Origin of the sequence: Desulfuromusa kysingii (assembly GCF_900107645.1) — a bacterium.
Classification (GTDB): domain Bacteria; phylum Desulfobacterota; class Desulfuromonadia; order Desulfuromonadales; family Geopsychrobacteraceae; genus Desulfuromusa; species Desulfuromusa kysingii.
Genome location: NZ_FNQN01000011.1, coordinates 52,489 through 67,738 on the forward strand (window position 1 = coordinate 52,489; position 15,250 = coordinate 67,738).

Annotated in this window: 12 protein-coding genes; 11 read left to right on the forward strand and 1 reads right to left on the reverse strand. The window is 47.2% G+C overall.

Annotated features, from left to right (window positions below):
- Nucleotides 1-20: 20 nt before the first annotated feature.
- On the reverse strand, nt 21-872 hold the full coding sequence (ispH, locus tag BLU87_RS15205) for a 4-hydroxy-3-methylbut-2-enyl diphosphate reductase (protein ID WP_092350375.1): 852 nt from the start codon (nt 870-872) through the stop codon (nt 21-23).
- Nucleotides 873-1,211: 339 nt separating this feature from the next.
- On the opposite strand from ispH, the gene BLU87_RS15215 reads away from it, so the two are divergent.
- The 11 genes from BLU87_RS15215 (at nt 1,212) to BLU87_RS15265 (ending at nt 15,182) form a co-directional block, all read left to right on the forward strand.
- A complete protein-coding gene (locus BLU87_RS15215) occupies nt 1,212-1,406 on the forward strand; it encodes a ferredoxin (RefSeq protein WP_092350379.1) in 195 nt (64 codons plus the stop codon).
- Between the two features lie 103 nt (nt 1,407-1,509).
- Complete coding sequence (locus tag BLU87_RS15220; protein WP_092350381.1) at nt 1,510-2,862, forward strand: sigma-54 interaction domain-containing protein; 1,353 nt, start codon at nt 1,510-1,512, stop codon at nt 2,860-2,862.
- Between the two features lie 231 nt (nt 2,863-3,093).
- Complete coding sequence (locus BLU87_RS15225) at nt 3,094-3,624, forward strand: hypothetical protein (RefSeq protein ID WP_092350383.1); 531 nt, start codon at nt 3,094-3,096, stop codon at nt 3,622-3,624.
- Nucleotides 3,621-7,244: a nitrate reductase subunit alpha gene (locus tag BLU87_RS15230; protein WP_092350385.1), complete on the forward strand. Its 3,624-nt coding sequence runs from the start codon at nt 3,621-3,623 to the stop codon at nt 7,242-7,244. Before BLU87_RS15225 ends, BLU87_RS15230 begins: the two co-directional genes overlap by 4 nt.
- Before the next feature lie 31 nt (nt 7,245-7,275).
- A complete protein-coding gene (gene narH, locus BLU87_RS15235; protein ID WP_092350387.1) occupies nt 7,276-8,763 on the forward strand; it encodes a nitrate reductase subunit beta in 1,488 nt (495 codons plus the stop codon).
- Between the two features lie 2 nt (nt 8,764-8,765).
- Nucleotides 8,766-9,311 carry a nitrate reductase molybdenum cofactor assembly chaperone gene (locus BLU87_RS15240; RefSeq protein ID WP_245706630.1) on the forward strand — a complete coding sequence of 182 codons (546 nt, stop codon included), beginning with the start codon at nt 8,766-8,768 and terminating at the stop codon, nt 9,309-9,311.
- Nucleotides 9,308-9,988 (forward strand): respiratory nitrate reductase subunit gamma, encoded by a 681-nt coding sequence (gene narI / locus BLU87_RS15245; protein WP_092350389.1) that lies wholly within the window; start codon nt 9,308-9,310, stop codon nt 9,986-9,988. The genes BLU87_RS15240 and narI overlap by 4 nt, the downstream gene beginning before the upstream one ends.
- Before the next feature lie 59 nt (nt 9,989-10,047).
- Nucleotides 10,048-11,541, forward strand: coding sequence for an MFS transporter (locus tag BLU87_RS15250; protein WP_092350391.1), 1,494 nt, complete (start codon nt 10,048-10,050; stop codon nt 11,539-11,541).
- A gap of 29 nt (nt 11,542-11,570) precedes the next feature.
- A complete protein-coding gene (locus BLU87_RS15255; RefSeq protein ID WP_092350393.1) occupies nt 11,571-13,175 on the forward strand; it encodes an MFS transporter in 1,605 nt (534 codons plus the stop codon).
- A 62-nt stretch (nt 13,176-13,237) separates the two neighbouring features.
- Complete coding sequence (locus BLU87_RS15260; RefSeq protein ID WP_092350395.1) at nt 13,238-13,681, forward strand: PAS domain-containing protein; 444 nt, start codon at nt 13,238-13,240, stop codon at nt 13,679-13,681.
- Nucleotides 13,682-13,841: 160 nt separating this feature from the next.
- On the forward strand, nt 13,842-15,182 hold the full coding sequence (locus BLU87_RS15265; RefSeq protein ID WP_092350397.1) for a LuxR C-terminal-related transcriptional regulator: 1,341 nt from the start codon (nt 13,842-13,844) through the stop codon (nt 15,180-15,182).
- Nucleotides 15,183-15,250 lie beyond the last annotated feature (68 nt).

A 15,250-nucleotide genomic window follows, 5' to 3' on the forward strand; every position in this document is an offset into this window, starting at 1 on the left:
GTGCCTCTCAACAAACGCTCCTATAATGACTCTAAAGTCCGCTGTATTTCATCGACAATTTTTTTCGGGGTCGAAGCCCCGGCGGTCAAACCAATTTTTTTGAACTTGCGTAATTCATCCAGAGGCAAGTCGGCAGCAGTCTCAATATGCAAAGCTTTAGTCCCGTGAGCTTCAATCACCTGAGCAAGCCGTCGGGTATTACTACTATTGTAACCACCCGCAACAATGACAAAATCAGTATCGTCAGCAATAGTCGTTGCTTCATCCTGGCGCGTCTTCGTTGCGTTACAGATTGTATGCAAGACGACTAGATTAAGCCCTTTACGTTTTAACAGGTCGCGGCTGATCTCATCAAAAATATGTTTATCCTGTGTCGTCTGAGCTGCAAGGCAATATTTTAAGCTTGGATCAAAGTCACAGGCCTTGCACTTCTCAAAGCTATTAAAAACAACCGTCTTCCCAGCAGCATAACTTAACAAACACTTGACTTCTGGGTGGAACTCTTCACCAAACAATAAGAGGACCCTGTCATCAGCCGTATTTTTTTCGATGAGGAGACAGGCATCTTTAACTTTTGGACAGGTGGCATCAATAACGTGAATACCTCTCTGTGACAGGGTTTTCTGAACCTGCTTGGTAATGCCATGGGCACGGATAACGACAATCGATCCCGAAGGTATTTCTTCTGGAGAATCCGCGCTAATGATACCCTTATCAGCGTACTCTTGTACAACCTGCGGATTGTGGATGATAGAGCCGAGAATGTAAATATCCCCGGAAATGGACTTCCTATCTATAATATTATCCAGTTTATGTAATGCCAGACTGACCCCCATGCAAAATCCAGCACTTTTGGCACGGACAAACTCCATTCTATCTCCCCTTTGAGGTTTATATGTCTATATTCAAACTTTATATTTTGTCACTAAACCCAGCTCTAAAGCAAGTATTTTGAGAGAAATATCAATCAACATAAATCAGCATTGACTTGATTTTAAATAAACGATGGTCAGCCCTTTCAGATTGACGTTTATGTTGCGTGGTGTCAAACAAGGGCAGCTCATAAACACACGAATCAAACAGTTTAAAAAAATCCCGACAAAATTGATGTAGATCAAAGTTTTTCACTATATCGACGCTATAATAAAATGAACTTGGGTTCAACAAGGCCTTTTAGTTCTAAATAAACCTCTTTTGAAAGGATAGAAACAATGGCAAAAACCGCTTTTGTAGATACTGATGAATGTATAGGTTGTGAACTCTGCGCGACCAATTGTCCTGGTGCCTTTCGCATGAACGATGATGGGAAAGCCGAGTGCTATGACTCCAGTGGTGCAAGCGAAGAGGAAATCCAAAGTGAAGCCATTGACGTCTGTCCAGTCGGATGCATTCATTGGCAGGATTAGCTTCTACTAAAGATGCTGTTTTAAAAACATAAAAGGGGAAGCGCTACCACAGAACTCCCGACACACTGGACCATGTTACAAAGATGTAACAGGAGGTTGACTGATGACGCCCATACCCGACGTTTTTCGTGCCATTATCTCCCACATGTGCGAAGGAGTTCTGTTCCTCAACAGCCAGCACGTGATTCAAATCTGCAATCCGGCCGCAGAAAAAATTCGTAAAGTTAAAGCTGAACAAATCATCGGCCGCTCAATCTATGACATCCATCCGCGTCGTGCACACCCGCAAATCAGTGAACTCTTGGGTAATATGCAAGCCGGAACGCTCCCTTCCAGTCATCGAATCATTCAAGCCCAAGGCAGCTACTTCGAAAACTCCTACACCTCAGTTCAGGATTCACAAGGACGGTTTCTCGGGACACTTTTAATCAGTCGCGATATCACTGAGCAGCGAAGACTATCGGAGGAGATCAATCAACTTAAAAACGTCCTTGCAGCAAAACAAAAAGGTGCACCACTGATCTTCAATAGTCAGACAATGCAAAAAATATTGGAGACCATTGAGTCGATTGCCCCTTTGGAGTCAACGGTCCTCATTACCGGTGAAAGTGGGACAGGTAAAGAATGTATTGTTGATCTGATCCATAAGCTCAGCCCCCGCAACAAGGCTCCGCTCATCAAAGTTAATTGTGGAGCTCTTCCCGTGAACCTGATTGAGTCTGAACTTTTCGGTCACGTAAAGGGGGCATTCACTGGCGCACATACCGATAATAAGGGGAAATTTTTCGCTGCGTCTGGGGGAACCCTTTTCCTTGACGAAATCGGCGAGCTGCCACTATCCGCTCAAGTTAAATTACTGCGGGTTATTCAAGATAAAATTATTCAACCTGTTGGTGGACATAAAGAGACACATGTTGACGTCAGAATCATTGCCGCAACAAACACTGACCTAGGTAAAGCGGTCAATAACGGTAGTTTCCGTGAAGATTTTTTTTACCGCTTAAATGTGATAGCGGTCGAGATCCCTCCTCTGCGAGAACGTCAGGAAGACATCATCCCGCTGGCAGAAACTTTCATCAAACACTTTGCACGGAAAATGAAAAAACCGATTCCGGCACTATCTGACCCCGCTCGCGATTATCTCCTTTCCAGTCCCATGCCCGGAAATGTTCGCCAGCTTAAGCACGCAATAGAACGTGCTGTCGCCTTAGGTTGTGGCAACACGATTATGCCATCTGACCTTCCCGACGACCTGATCAAAAAAACTGGGGTTAAACTCCCGATTTATCACATAGAAAGAAGTAACCTTAAAGAGGCAATGGCGGGTGTTGAACGGGAGTTCATACTGCAAAAACTTGCCAGCAATGAAGGCCGAAAAATACCCACGGCTAAAGCGCTTGGAATTTCCAGAAAAACCCTCTGGGAAAAAATGCAACGATACCAACTCAATGCCTAGGTAACGAAATCGAAACACAGGCCTGAATATGTCACGTTTAGGTAACCTTTTTGCTGACTTGTCTTTGATCCGTGACCATTGGAATACATTTTATCCTTTTATTTCTGGCAGTTAACGAACTTTTTACAGATTGGCATAATCGATGAAACAAGGGACAGGGAAAACATGACGATGAACTAATTTTTTCTTTTGACTGCAAACAACCTGTTTGTACCCCGTAAAGGAGTGTTTATGTCGGTAAATAGATTTATCGGTCGGTGCATGATCACCCTGATCATGTTGACTTTCTTTACTAGTCTTGGGTTTTCAGCGGAGGGGGATCCTGCCCGCGGCAAAGCTCTATTTATTGGCAATATCTCTTTTGAGGAGGGGGGAGCCCCTTGCCTGGCATGTCATGGCATTGCCGGGGTCGGATTTGCGGGTCATTCAAATTATGGTCCTGATCTAACTGCCGTTCACGAGAACTTTGGAGCAGAAGGTGTCGCTGGAATCCTTCAAAGCCTGCCATTTCCGAGCATGGAAGCAATCTACATTAATCGACCTCTGACAGAAGCTGAGCAACTCGATCTGGCCGCTTATTTTTCACAAACATCACAACTTTCAGTCGTACCAAGCAACGCTATATTGGCATTACAAGTCAGCTGTCTGGTGATCGCTATTCTCGGGATAACCTTCCTGATTGGCTTAAGACGCATGCGCGCAACACGTCAACCGCTGATCGACAATCAACGTAACCTCGTCAACAAAGGTGGCCTGCAATGAGCTGGATTAAAGACATCATCAACCCCAAAGCCAGAGCATGGGAAGAATTTTACCGTAACCGTAATCAAAGTGACAAGGTGGTCAGAAGTACTCATGGGGTCAACTGTACAGGAAGTTGTTCATGGAATGTCCATGTTAAGGATGGCATCGTCGGTTGGGAATTACAGGCAACAGATTACCCTGCTCTCGAAGACGGGATTCCACCTTATGAGCCCCGTGGCTGCCCTCGTGGCATCTCCTTTTCCTGGTATCTCTATAGCCCCCTGAGAGTCAAATATCCTTATGTGCGTGGAGTATTGGTAGATCTCTGGCGTAAAGCCAAAGAAGAACACGAAGACTCCGTTGCCGCTTGGGCATCGATCGTCGAAGATCCGGTGAAACGTAAAAGCTATCAAATAGCCCGTGGTAAGGGCGGATTCCGACGGGCCAGTTGGGCTGAGGCGGAAGAGATTGTTGCCGCATCAACTATTTATACGATCAAGAAGCACGGAGCGGATCGCTTGGTCGGATTCTCACCGATTCCAGCGATGTCGATGCTCAGCTTTGCCGCCGGCACCCGATTTCTACAGCTACTGGGGGGAGTCAACCTGAGTTTTTACGACTGGTATTGTGATCTGCCAAACGCCTCTCCTGAAGTCTGGGGCGAACAGACGGATGTCTCGGAAAGTGCCGATTGGTATAATAGTAAATATATTGCCGTGATGGGTTCGAATGTCAATATGACCCGAACACCAGATGCCCACTTTCTGGTCGAAGCCCGACACAATGGCTCCAAAGTCACGGTCCTTTCACCTGATTTCAACATGACATCAAAACACGCTGACTGGTGGATACCTGTTCACACGGGACAGGACGGAGCGTTCTGGATGGCGGTCAACCATGTCATTCTCAGCGAATTTCACCATAAAGCTGAAACAGCTTATTTCATTGATTATCTTAAACGTTATACAGATACCCCCTTTTTGATCCACCTCACCGAGAAAGACGGCATCTACCGTGCTGGACGTATGGCGACTGCAGCCAACATAGAACAGTACGCTGCAGTGGAGAATGCAGGATTCAAATATCTTGTGTGGGATGAAGACCTTGACCAACCCAAAATGCCTCTGGGGACCCTCGGTTTCCGTTGGCAAAAGAAAAAAGGGGAATGGAACTTACAAATGAAGGATGGGCTCGACGGCAGTGACATTGCCCCGAAACTCTCCTTACTGAATGACTCTGCTGACGTTCTATTGGTCAGCTTTGATGATTTCTCCAGCGAAACCAGCTCCGTTCGCGGAGTTCCAATTCAATACCTCGAAACAATTGACGGTCCGGTTCCTGTCACCACAGTTTTCGATTTGCTGATGGCCCAGTTCGGTGTCGATCGTGGGTTAGGCGGAGATTATCCTGAAAATTACGACGATGATCGCCAAACATACACCCCAGCCTGGCAGGAAAAATTCACCGGAATTGACCGTGAGAATGTCATCCAATTTGCTAGAGAATGGGCTGCAACAGCTGAAAAAACCGAAGGAAAATGTTCAATTATTATCGGTACCGGAATCAACCACTGGTACCACGCCAACCTGCTTTATCGGGCCGGCATCTCTGCATTGATGTTGTGCGGTTGTGTCGGTAAGAACGGCGGTGGTCTTAATCACTATGTGGGTCAGGAAAAACTAGCTCCAATTGCCCCCTGGTCGACCATTATGGGTGCCCTTGACTGGTCAAAACCACCACGTTTTCAAAATGCTCCCTCTTACCATTATGTCCACAGTGACCAGTGGCGTTATGAACGTACAGCAGATGAGATGCGTGTCAACCCTGTCGCTAAAAGCAATAAAATTACCGAAGGACACACTATTGACCAGCAAATCCGTGCTGTGCGCAACGGTTGGCTCCCCTTCTATCCCCAATTTGACCGTAACCCGTGCGAGGTCATCAAACAAGCGGAAGCGGATGGCGCCAAAAATGATCAGGACATCATCGATTGGACCGTCAAGCAACTCACTGACAAAAAGATGAAGTTCTCTGTTGAAGACCCTGATGCCCCGGAAAACTGGCCAAGGATCTGGTTCATCTGGCGTGGTAACGCGTTGATGTCAAGCGCTAAAGGACATGAGTATTTCCTCAAACATTACCTTGGAACCCATACCAATAGCGTCGCTCCAGAAACGGCTGAAGACTCTGTGAAGGACGTGGTCTGGCACAAGCAAGCTCCAGAAGGAAAACTCGACCTTGTCGTTGATATCAACTTCAGGATGGACACCTCAGCAGTCTATTCAGATATCGTCTTACCCACTGCAACCTGGTACGAAAAGGATGATTTGAACACCACAGACATGCACTCCTTTATCCATCCGTTCCAAGAAGTCGTCCCTCCTTGTTGGGAGTCAAAGAGTGATTGGGATATTTTTAAAGGATTGGCAAAAAAAGTCAGTCAGTTGTCTGAGACCCATCTCCCGGCTCCGGTCCGTGAAATTGTTTCAACCCCCCTTGCCCACGATACTCCGGCAGAGATGTCCCAGCCAGAGATCAAAGAGTGGATCAAGGGTGAATGTGCGGCAATTCCAGGCAAAACCATGCCGGGACTGACAGTTGTCGAACGTGATTATGTCAATTTATATAAACGTTACATCTCCTTGGGACCGGGAGCGCGCAAGAACGGCATCGGCGCACATGGTCTTTCATGGCAGATTGAGGACTTTTACGATGAATTGATTAAAACCAACCCGAGCGTTGCCTGGAACGGGCAGTGCTATCCCTCGCTCGAAAACGCCAAAGATGCTGCCAACGTCATTCTCCAGCTAGCTCCTGAGACCAACGGTGAACTCGCCTTCAGGGCATTTCAGGCTAAGGAAGAAAAAGTTGGCATGCCGCTGGTCGATCTAGCAGCAGATACCCGTGCGATTGGCACCACTTTCAGCGATCTCGATCGCCAGCCTAGACGGCTTCTGACCAGCCCTTGTTGGAGTGGTTTGACAAATAACGGTCGTGCTTATGCTGCCTATTGTCTCAATGTTGAACGCCTGGTTCCCTGGCACACTTTGACGGGAAGACAACATTTTTATCTTGACCATGAGGGTTATATTGCCTACGGCGAGAATCTGCCAACTTACAAGCCGAAACCCGATCCGAGTTCGTTACAGGATCTGGTCGTCACCCATTCCGACGAGCAAAGCATCATGCTTAACTACCTGACTCCGCACGGAAAATGGGGAATTCACTCCACCTATGGTGATAACCACAGGATGTTGACACTGTCACGTGGCTGCCATCCATTCTGGATCAACGACAAGGACGCAGTAAAAATCGGTGTCATCGATAATGACTGGGTCGAAGTGTACAACGACCACGGCGTTGTCGTCACCAGGGCCGTCGTCAGCGCCCGCCTGCCACAAGGGATATGTTTCCTTTATCACGCACCGGAACGGACCATCGGCGTTCCCAAATCACCATTACGCGGTAACAAACGTGCCGGCAGTCATAACAGCCTCAACCGGATTCGGCTCAAACCAAATCTGATGCTCGGTGGCTACGGGCAGTTTACCTACGGGTGGAACTATTGGGGGCCACCTGGGGCCAATCGCGATACTTTTATTTTGGTGCGTAAACTCAAAGATGAACCGAGCTGGTAAACCCGGTACAGGATTTAAGGAGCTATGAACTATGAATATACGTGCACAGGTGTCGTCGGTATTCCACCTCGATAAATGTATCGGTTGTCATACTTGCAGCATCGCCTGCAAAAACCTCTGGACTGACCGTAAAGGGGTCGAATACATGTGGTGGAATAATGTTGAAACCAAACCGGGAACCGGTTATCCGACCCAATGGGAAGATCAGCAGCACCATCAAGGAGGCTGGCAAAAAAAAGGCAATGATCTACAGTTAAGAATGGGCAGTAAAGGAGCATCATTAGGGAGGATATTTCATAATCCAGACCTGCCGACGATGGACGATTACTACGAACCTTTCACCTTTAAGTATCAGGATCTGACCAATGCTCCCGCCGGTGATGACCAACCGACCGCCCGACCGGTATCCATGGTCAGTGGCAAGCCGATAAAGATTGAATCTGGTCCCAACTGGGACGATGATCTGTCGGGATCAAACATCTATGCCGCCAATGATCCAGGTGTCCTCCAGTTGAGTGAGAAAGAACAGCAACAGATGTTCGCCATCGAAAAGATGGTGATGTTTTACCTGCCGCGCATCTGTAACCACTGTCTGAATGCTGCCTGCGTGGCCGCATGCCCTTCCGGGGCGATCTACAAGCGTGGTGAAGACGGCATCGTGCTGATTAATCAGGATAAATGCCGTGGCTGGCGGATGTGCGTATCGGCATGCCCTTATAAGAAGACCTATTACGGCTGGACCAGTGGTAAATCAGAAAAATGCATTCATTGCTATCCACGTCTGGAAGTTGGAGAAGCCCCAGCCTGTTTTCATTCATGCGTCGGTCGCATTCGTTACCTTGGTGTTCTCCTTTATGATGCCGACCGTATTGAGGACGTTGCTAAACTTGAAGATACAGAACTCGCAGCAGCTCAACGTGACATGATCCTTGACCCATTCGATCCACGGGTACAGGAAGAAGCTCTAAAGTGTGGAATTGCCGCTGAAGTTCTGGAAGCAGCACAGAAATCCCCAACCTACAAATTTGTCAAAGAATGGGGCATTGCGTTACCTCTACATCCAGAATATCGGACTCTGCCGATGCTGTTTTATGTTCCGCCATTGCTACCAGTTATATCAAAAGAGACCTTAAACGTTCAAAAATTGGCAGATGATTTTTTTACCAGCTTGGAAAAAGCCCGCTTGCCCCTGAAATATCTTGCTGGTCTCTTCAGTGGCGGCAATGAAGAAGAAATCAAGGCCGTGTATCGTAAGCTGATCGCTGTACGCATCCAACGTCGCAATACCACCGTTGGAGATATGTCAGCAGAAGAGGCACAAAAGGCTCGCGACATTGCCGGGGTCGACAGTGACATGATCGAGGCTATTTTCCGGATGACAACAATAACCAGCATCAAAGAACGAATCGTGATTCCCCCCATGTTACGCGAGCAGGCAATTGAAGCCGGGATGGATACTGAAACCTATAAACAAGAAATGGGATTTGGCAAGAGACAACCACCCAAGAGACGCTGGTAATTATGATGAATGAACCCATCAATAAAAACTTATGTCATCAATTCTCTGTGCTCCTGAGTTACCCCGTTTCAGGTTTACAAAATACGGCTATTATGTGCAGAGATTCGCTTGCAAGAATATCTCCTGATGCCGCCTGTCAGCTGCATGAATTCATCGATTTCGTGGATACTGCCGATCGGGCCCAGATCGAGGAAATATACACCTCAACCTTCGACCTCCAACCTGTTTGCCATCCCTATGTTGGCTACCAACTCTGCGGAGAGAATCAGAAACGTGCCATGTTTCTGATGAAGATGCAGCAGATCTATCGTCATTATGATTACACTCCGGGAAACGAATTACCTGATCATTTATGTGAAATTCTTCGCTTTATCAGCAGAACAAACGCCCCGGACTGTTGTCAGGAACTGATTGACGATGGAGTATTACCGGCACTGGAAAAGATCATTCAAGCGATTGAAAATGATGATCATCCCTATAAAAGACTTCTCATGACCCTGCAATGCTTTCTCAGTGAAAGCCGTACGGAAAATGGAGCATTATTATGATGGATCTGATTTTATTCGGCGTGTTCCCCTATGTAGCCATGACCCTCGCGATTGCTGTCGGTTTTTATCGCTACTGTTTTGATCGTTACTCTTATTCATCACAATCTTCCCAGTTTCTTGAAAGTCGCACCCTTTTCTGGGGATCGGTTCCTTGGCACTACGCTATTCTCCTGATCCTGTCGGCCCACCTTTTGGCGTTTCTTTTTCCGTCTCTTTGGGGGTCTCTGCTCGGGGCCCCAGGCCGACTGTATTTATTGGAGATAACAGGTATCGCTCTCGGGGTGGTCACGACGATCGCGATGCTGGTTTTGCTGCTCCGCCGCGCTAGTAATGCCCGGGTCAACGTAGTCACCACGACCATCGACTGGGTCCTTTTAATTTCTTTATTACTTCAGGTGATCACTGGCGTTTATATCGCTATCACCATGCGTTGGGGGGGCTTCTGGTACGTCCATACGGTCACACCTTGGCTCTGGTCACTAGTCTCCTTCAGCCCGAAAATTGATTTTCTGGTGAACATGCCATTTGTCGTCAAGCTGCATGCCGTCAATGCCTTTTTTCTCGTGGCATTGTTCCCTTTTTCCCGCTTGGTTCACGTTGTCAGCATCCCTCTTGCCTATGTCACCCGCCCCTATCAGCTGGTGATCTGGTATCGGCAACGCAATAACCAGCTTTGATATAAATTTATTTGCCGTGTTCTAGCAACAAACTGAATTATGACCTGAAGGGTGTGACCATGCAAGACGTTGCCACAGGTAAATCTCACAAAATGCTCTTCCTTAACACCCTGGCATTCACGATCTGTTTCGCCGCGTGGATGTTCAATGGTGTTCTGGTAACCTTTCTAGTTGATAATCAGGTTTTCGATTGGGGACCGGTCCAGATTGGTTGGCTGATGGGGATTCCAGTCCTGACCGGATCAATTTTCAGATTGCCAGCTGGGATGCTGACCGATAAATTTGGCGGTAAACCGATCTACGGCACCCTGTTACTCGTCTGTGCAATACCGATGTATTTACTCTCCAAGGCAGATAGTCTCACAACATTCGCCCTTTGCAGCTTCGGTTTCGGTCTGGCCGGAGTCAGTTTTTCTATCGGTATTGCGTTTACATCAGTCTGGTATCCACAGAAGCGACAGGGAACTGTTCTCGGAATCTTTGGAGCCGGCAATGCCGGTGCAGCACTGACAACACTGTTTGCCCCAACTTTGCTAAATCGTCTGACAGATAATGGCGCCCATATCGAGGGGTGGCGGCAGCTACCGGTTTATTACGCAATGATGCTGGCATCGATGGGAATTCTGTTCTTCATCTTTGCTGAGAACAAGAAACCTGAATCGTCAACCAAAAACCTTATCCAAATGCTTAAACCATTATCAAATATCCGCGTTTGGCGTTTTGGACTTTATTATTTTCTCGTTTTTGGCTGCTTTGTTGCCTTTTCGCAGTGGCTGGTTTCTTATTTTGTCAATGTCTACTATCTGTCTTTAGTTACCGCCGGAATTTTTGCTGCAGCCTTCAGTCTTCCGTCCGGAGTGATCCGGGCACTGGGGGGCTGGTTATCGGACAAGTTTGGGGGACGCACGGTGATGTACTGGGTTTTGAGCGCTTCGGTGCTGCTCAGTTTTATGGTCATTATTCCCAAAATGGACATCTACTCTCCTGGCCGGGGAGTGATGGCGCAGCGAGCCGGGAGTGTGACCGAGGTAACGTCCACAGTAATTGGCATCGGTGACAAGCGCTACAGTCTAAAAGCAAAACCCGATGAGCTTAACAACTTTGATGACAGAATGTTGATTCTGCCAAGCAAGCAGACTTGGCAGGAACCAGCGGTCGAAGTCGGTCAGCAGGTTAAGAAAAAGGAACTTTTGGCCAAGGGCGTCACACGCATATTTTTTCAGGCCAATGTTTGGATTTTCGCTGGAATTGTTGTACTGCTCGGCAGCATCTGGGGGATTGGCAGCGCGGCTGTCTATAAACTGATCCCTGATTACTTTCCTGAAGAAGTCGGAGTGGTGGGCGGTATGGTCGGTGTTCTCGGCGGGCTCGGTGGTTTTTTCTGCCCGATCGTATTCGGATATCTGCTTGAATGGACCGGGCTCTGGACCAGCTGCTGGATGTTCATGTTCGCCCTGTCACTTTTGTGTTTACTCTGGATGCATCTGGTTGCGACCCGAATGATGAAGAGTAAACACCCGAAAGATATGCAGAAATTTGAAATTAGCAGCTAGTCAACTGTCTTTAACTGGAGAGATAAAATATGTCGGCTAACCTCGATAAATGGGACGTTGAAGACGAAGAGTTCTGGAATTCCACAGGTAAGAAAATTGCCACTCGGAATCTGTGGATCTCTATTCCCAAACTGCTCTGCGGCTTTGCTGTCTGGCTTTATTGGAGCATCATCACCGTCCAGATGATCAATCTTGGCTACCCCTTCAGCCAATCGCAGCTGTTTACCCTCTCGGCGATCGCTGGACTAACCGGGGCAACCCTGCGCATTCCCAGTTCATTCTTGATTCGCATAGCCGGTGGCCGTAACACCATCTTCTTTACTACCGCGCTACTGATCATCCCAGCACTTGGAACCGGCATCGCTTTACAAAATAAAACCACACCGATAGAAATCTACTACCTGCTGGCACTGCTATCGGGGATCGGCGGTGGCAACTTTGCTTCGTCAATGTCCAACATCAGTTTCTTCTTCCCCAAGCGGGTTCAAGGGACGTCACTCGGACTGAACGCCGGTCTGGGTAACTTTGGTGTCACCACCATGCAGATTCTGATTCCTCTGGTAATGACCTTTGGATTGTTTGGTGGTGAGTCACAGACGCTTATAAACACTAGCGGAACCCTGATCGGCAAGATTCCGGCTGGCACTGAAACCTATATCCAAAATGGCGGCTACGTCTGGTTAATTTTGTTGATTCCACTGGTCATTGTCGGCTACTTCGGCATGCACAACATCAGAACCGAAGCGGTCTCACCTGATGTCAACTCGACCACCCATGCGTTTATTAAAATTACCGGCTTGCTGATGATCGCCTTTGTTACCGCCAGCATCGGCCTCTATCTTTTATTGCCACCTCCTGTCGGGTTAGGGATGCTGAGCAAGTGGATTGTCCTGCCACTCATTATTGCCGCAACAGTGTTCGGCATGAAATACCTGACTCGGGGAGAATTGCGCGCTAATCTCGAAAGACAATATCGGATTTTCAATAATAAGCATACCTGGGTGATGACCATCATCTACACAATGACTTTCGGCTCGTTTATTGGCTATTCTGCGGCTTTTGCTCTCTCAATCAAGGTCATTTTCGGCTTTTCACACATCATGATTGACGGCATTATGACGCACACTACGGCCAATGCCAACGGACCCAGTGCCTTGATGTTCGCCTGGATGGGACCATTCATCGGTGCACTGATCCGTCCGATTGGAGGAAAGATTGCTGACAAGCTCGGTGGAGCACTGGTCACTCAGTGGGTTTCTATCGTCATGATCGCCTCAGCACTTGGTTGTGCCTATTTTATGCAGGCGGCATACTCCTCACCTACTCCGGAAAATTACTTTGTCCCCTTTTTACTCCTATTTATTATTCTATTCGCCGCTACGGGAGTTGGTAACGGCTCTACTTTTCGTTCAATAGCGATGATTTTTGATAAAGAACAAGCAGGACCAGCCCTCGGCTGGACATCAGCAGTCGCCGCTTACGGCGCTTTTATTATTCCGCAGGTTTTTGGCGAGCAGATCAAAGCCACTACACCTGAATACGCGCTCTACGGTTTTGCCGTTTTTTACCTCTTTTGCCTGGTTCTGAATTGGTGGTTTTATCTCAGCAAAAATGCCTCCATCAAGAACCCATGACTGCTATCGATACACCTCTTTTAATCTGATGACAGCGCCCTCTTAGCGAAAGGAAATTTAATATGGAAATAAAAATCAAACAACATATTTACGCAATGATTTGTGAACAAGCCCCAGATGCCATCCTCTATGCCGATCGAGAGGGAGTTATTCAACGATGGAACCGCGGTGCGGAAATGATTTTTGGATATACAGCAAAGGAAGCGATCGGTCAGCCTCTCGATATCATCATCCCGGAAAGGCTCCAGCAGAGACATAATGATGGATATCGACGAGTCATGGTTGAGGGGACGACCAAATATGGCGCAGATTTACTTTCAGTTCCGGCCCGTGACAAAGACAACCACTCACTGTTCAGTGACTTTTCCATTATTATGATTAAAGATGACAACGGTCAGATGCAAGGAATTGCGGCGATAATGAGAGACTCTACGGCCCAAAAAGCAAAAGAAAAAGAGTTGAGAGAACAGATAAAAACACTGACATCAACACAGCAATCAGAATGATTAAAGCGGCAATAAAAGAGCCAAAACTTTCGAAAACTGAGCGTAAAATTACAAGTATTATCGATTTTTTCAATCTGCTGGCTGTACCTATAAGTTGAGAAGTTTTATGATGGAACAAAAATCAACAATGGACTGTTTACAACCGTGGGATTGAAATCATATGAGTGATAAACTTCTTGATCAACTTAACGCACATTTAGAAACATTTCTGCAACTCTGGACCCAGCAAATGTCAGATGCCGGATACCTCGCTCATACAACGGCGAAGCGGGATGATTGTATTGAGTCATTTAATGGGGTCATAGAATCGATTCGGAAAATGGTTCCTGCTGCGGAAATACCAACATTTGCTCCGTTGATGAGAAGGGCCCAAGATGGGGCCTGCTACATGCTTCAAACGGCAAAAAACCATCGTCATCGAGGCATTACCGCAGGAATGTTTCTGGGATGTTTCAAAACCCTGATCCATTCATTGGAAGATATTGTCTTAACCCTGGGATTGAAAGACGGAGAAAAGCTGGAAGCGGTCCTGCGAATTCGCCGTGTCTGTGATGTCCTGGAAACAACCTTTATCAGTGACTGGGAGCAGTCCAGCGATCATGATATGACCGAAAGGTTACAAGGGGTCAACCGTCAGCTCACCTTGAAAAAAAACCGCTACGAAAATATATATCGGAGCACTTCAGATCTGGTTATTTTAACAGATGACCAGGGATTGGTTATCGAGGTGAATCCAGAAACCGAAAAATATGTTTCTGCGGAACTTTTACACGGAAAACCCCTTTGTCAATTCCTGCGCATAGATTGTCAGGATATGGGACAAATGTTGACGAAGTTTACCGCGGGTGAATCTCATGAGGTCTCCTCTCTGGACAATCAGCATGTTTTTAGTCTGCGCATTGTCCCCCTCTCAAGAGTTTCTCTGGCTGCACAAGAGTACATGTTGATTCTCAGCGATATCACTTTGCTAGTCAACCACAGACAAGAGCTTGAACAACGGGTCGCTGAACGGACAGCAGATTTAAGCCATTCCCAAAATTTGTTACAGCAGGAGAAAGCCCAAACCGATGAAATGAACGTGACCTTAAGAAACGTGATGAAAAGCATCGAATCGGAACGACGAGACCTCGAGCAAAAGATCTCTTGTCGTATTTCCACCCACCTGCTCCCAGCTCTGGAAAAAATACGCCATGAAACCGCGCATACAAATCGATCCAGTTTTCTCGATCTGATTCAAGAGCAACTGATTTCCCTGACGTCAGGTTTTGATTCAGAACTCGATGCCGGGATGCTCAAGTTGAGTAAAACTGAAATCAGGATCTGTAATTTCATCCAAGCCGGATGTTCCTCCAAAGAGATCTCTGAAGCCATGAATCTGGCTTTTGATACCGTGAGAACTCACCGCAAAAATATCCGCACTAAACTTGGGTTGAAGGGGAAAGATGTCAACCTGCACCTGTTTCTCGCAAGTCGTAATTGCCCCCCTCCAGAAAAAATATAACCCTTGAATTGGCCCATTATGGGGTAGACAAAGATACCCCATAATGCCCCCACAACTCACCTTTTCAT

Excerpts from the sequence above, each read along its gene's own strand:
- BLU87_RS15215 (WP_092350379.1), top strand. The coding sequence starts at position 1,212 with ATGGCAAAAACCGCTTTTGTAGATACTGATGAATGTATAGGTTGTGAA.
- ispH (WP_092350375.1), bottom strand. The coding sequence starts at position 872 with ATGGAGTTTGTCCGTGCCAAAAGTGCTGGATTTTGCATGGGGGTCAGT.
- BLU87_RS15230 (WP_092350385.1), top strand. The coding sequence starts at position 3,621 with ATGAGCTGGATTAAAGACATCATCAACCCCAAAGCCAGAGCATGGGAA.
- BLU87_RS15255 (WP_092350393.1), top strand. The coding sequence starts at position 11,571 with ATGTCGGCTAACCTCGATAAATGGGACGTTGAAGACGAAGAGTTCTGG.
- narI (WP_092350389.1), top strand. The coding sequence starts at position 9,308 with ATGATGGATCTGATTTTATTCGGCGTGTTCCCCTATGTAGCCATGACC.
- BLU87_RS15225 (WP_092350383.1), top strand. The coding sequence starts at position 3,094 with ATGTCGGTAAATAGATTTATCGGTCGGTGCATGATCACCCTGATCATG.
- narH (WP_092350387.1), top strand. The coding sequence starts at position 7,276 with ATGAATATACGTGCACAGGTGTCGTCGGTATTCCACCTCGATAAATGT.
- BLU87_RS15265 (WP_092350397.1), top strand. The coding sequence starts at position 13,842 with ATGAGTGATAAACTTCTTGATCAACTTAACGCACATTTAGAAACATTT.
- BLU87_RS15250 (WP_092350391.1), top strand. The coding sequence starts at position 10,048 with ATGCAAGACGTTGCCACAGGTAAATCTCACAAAATGCTCTTCCTTAAC.
- BLU87_RS15220 (WP_092350381.1), top strand. The coding sequence starts at position 1,510 with ATGACGCCCATACCCGACGTTTTTCGTGCCATTATCTCCCACATGTGC.
- BLU87_RS15260 (WP_092350395.1), top strand. The coding sequence starts at position 13,238 with ATGGAAATAAAAATCAAACAACATATTTACGCAATGATTTGTGAACAA.
- BLU87_RS15240 (WP_245706630.1), top strand. The coding sequence starts at position 8,766 with ATGATGAATGAACCCATCAATAAAAACTTATGTCATCAATTCTCTGTG.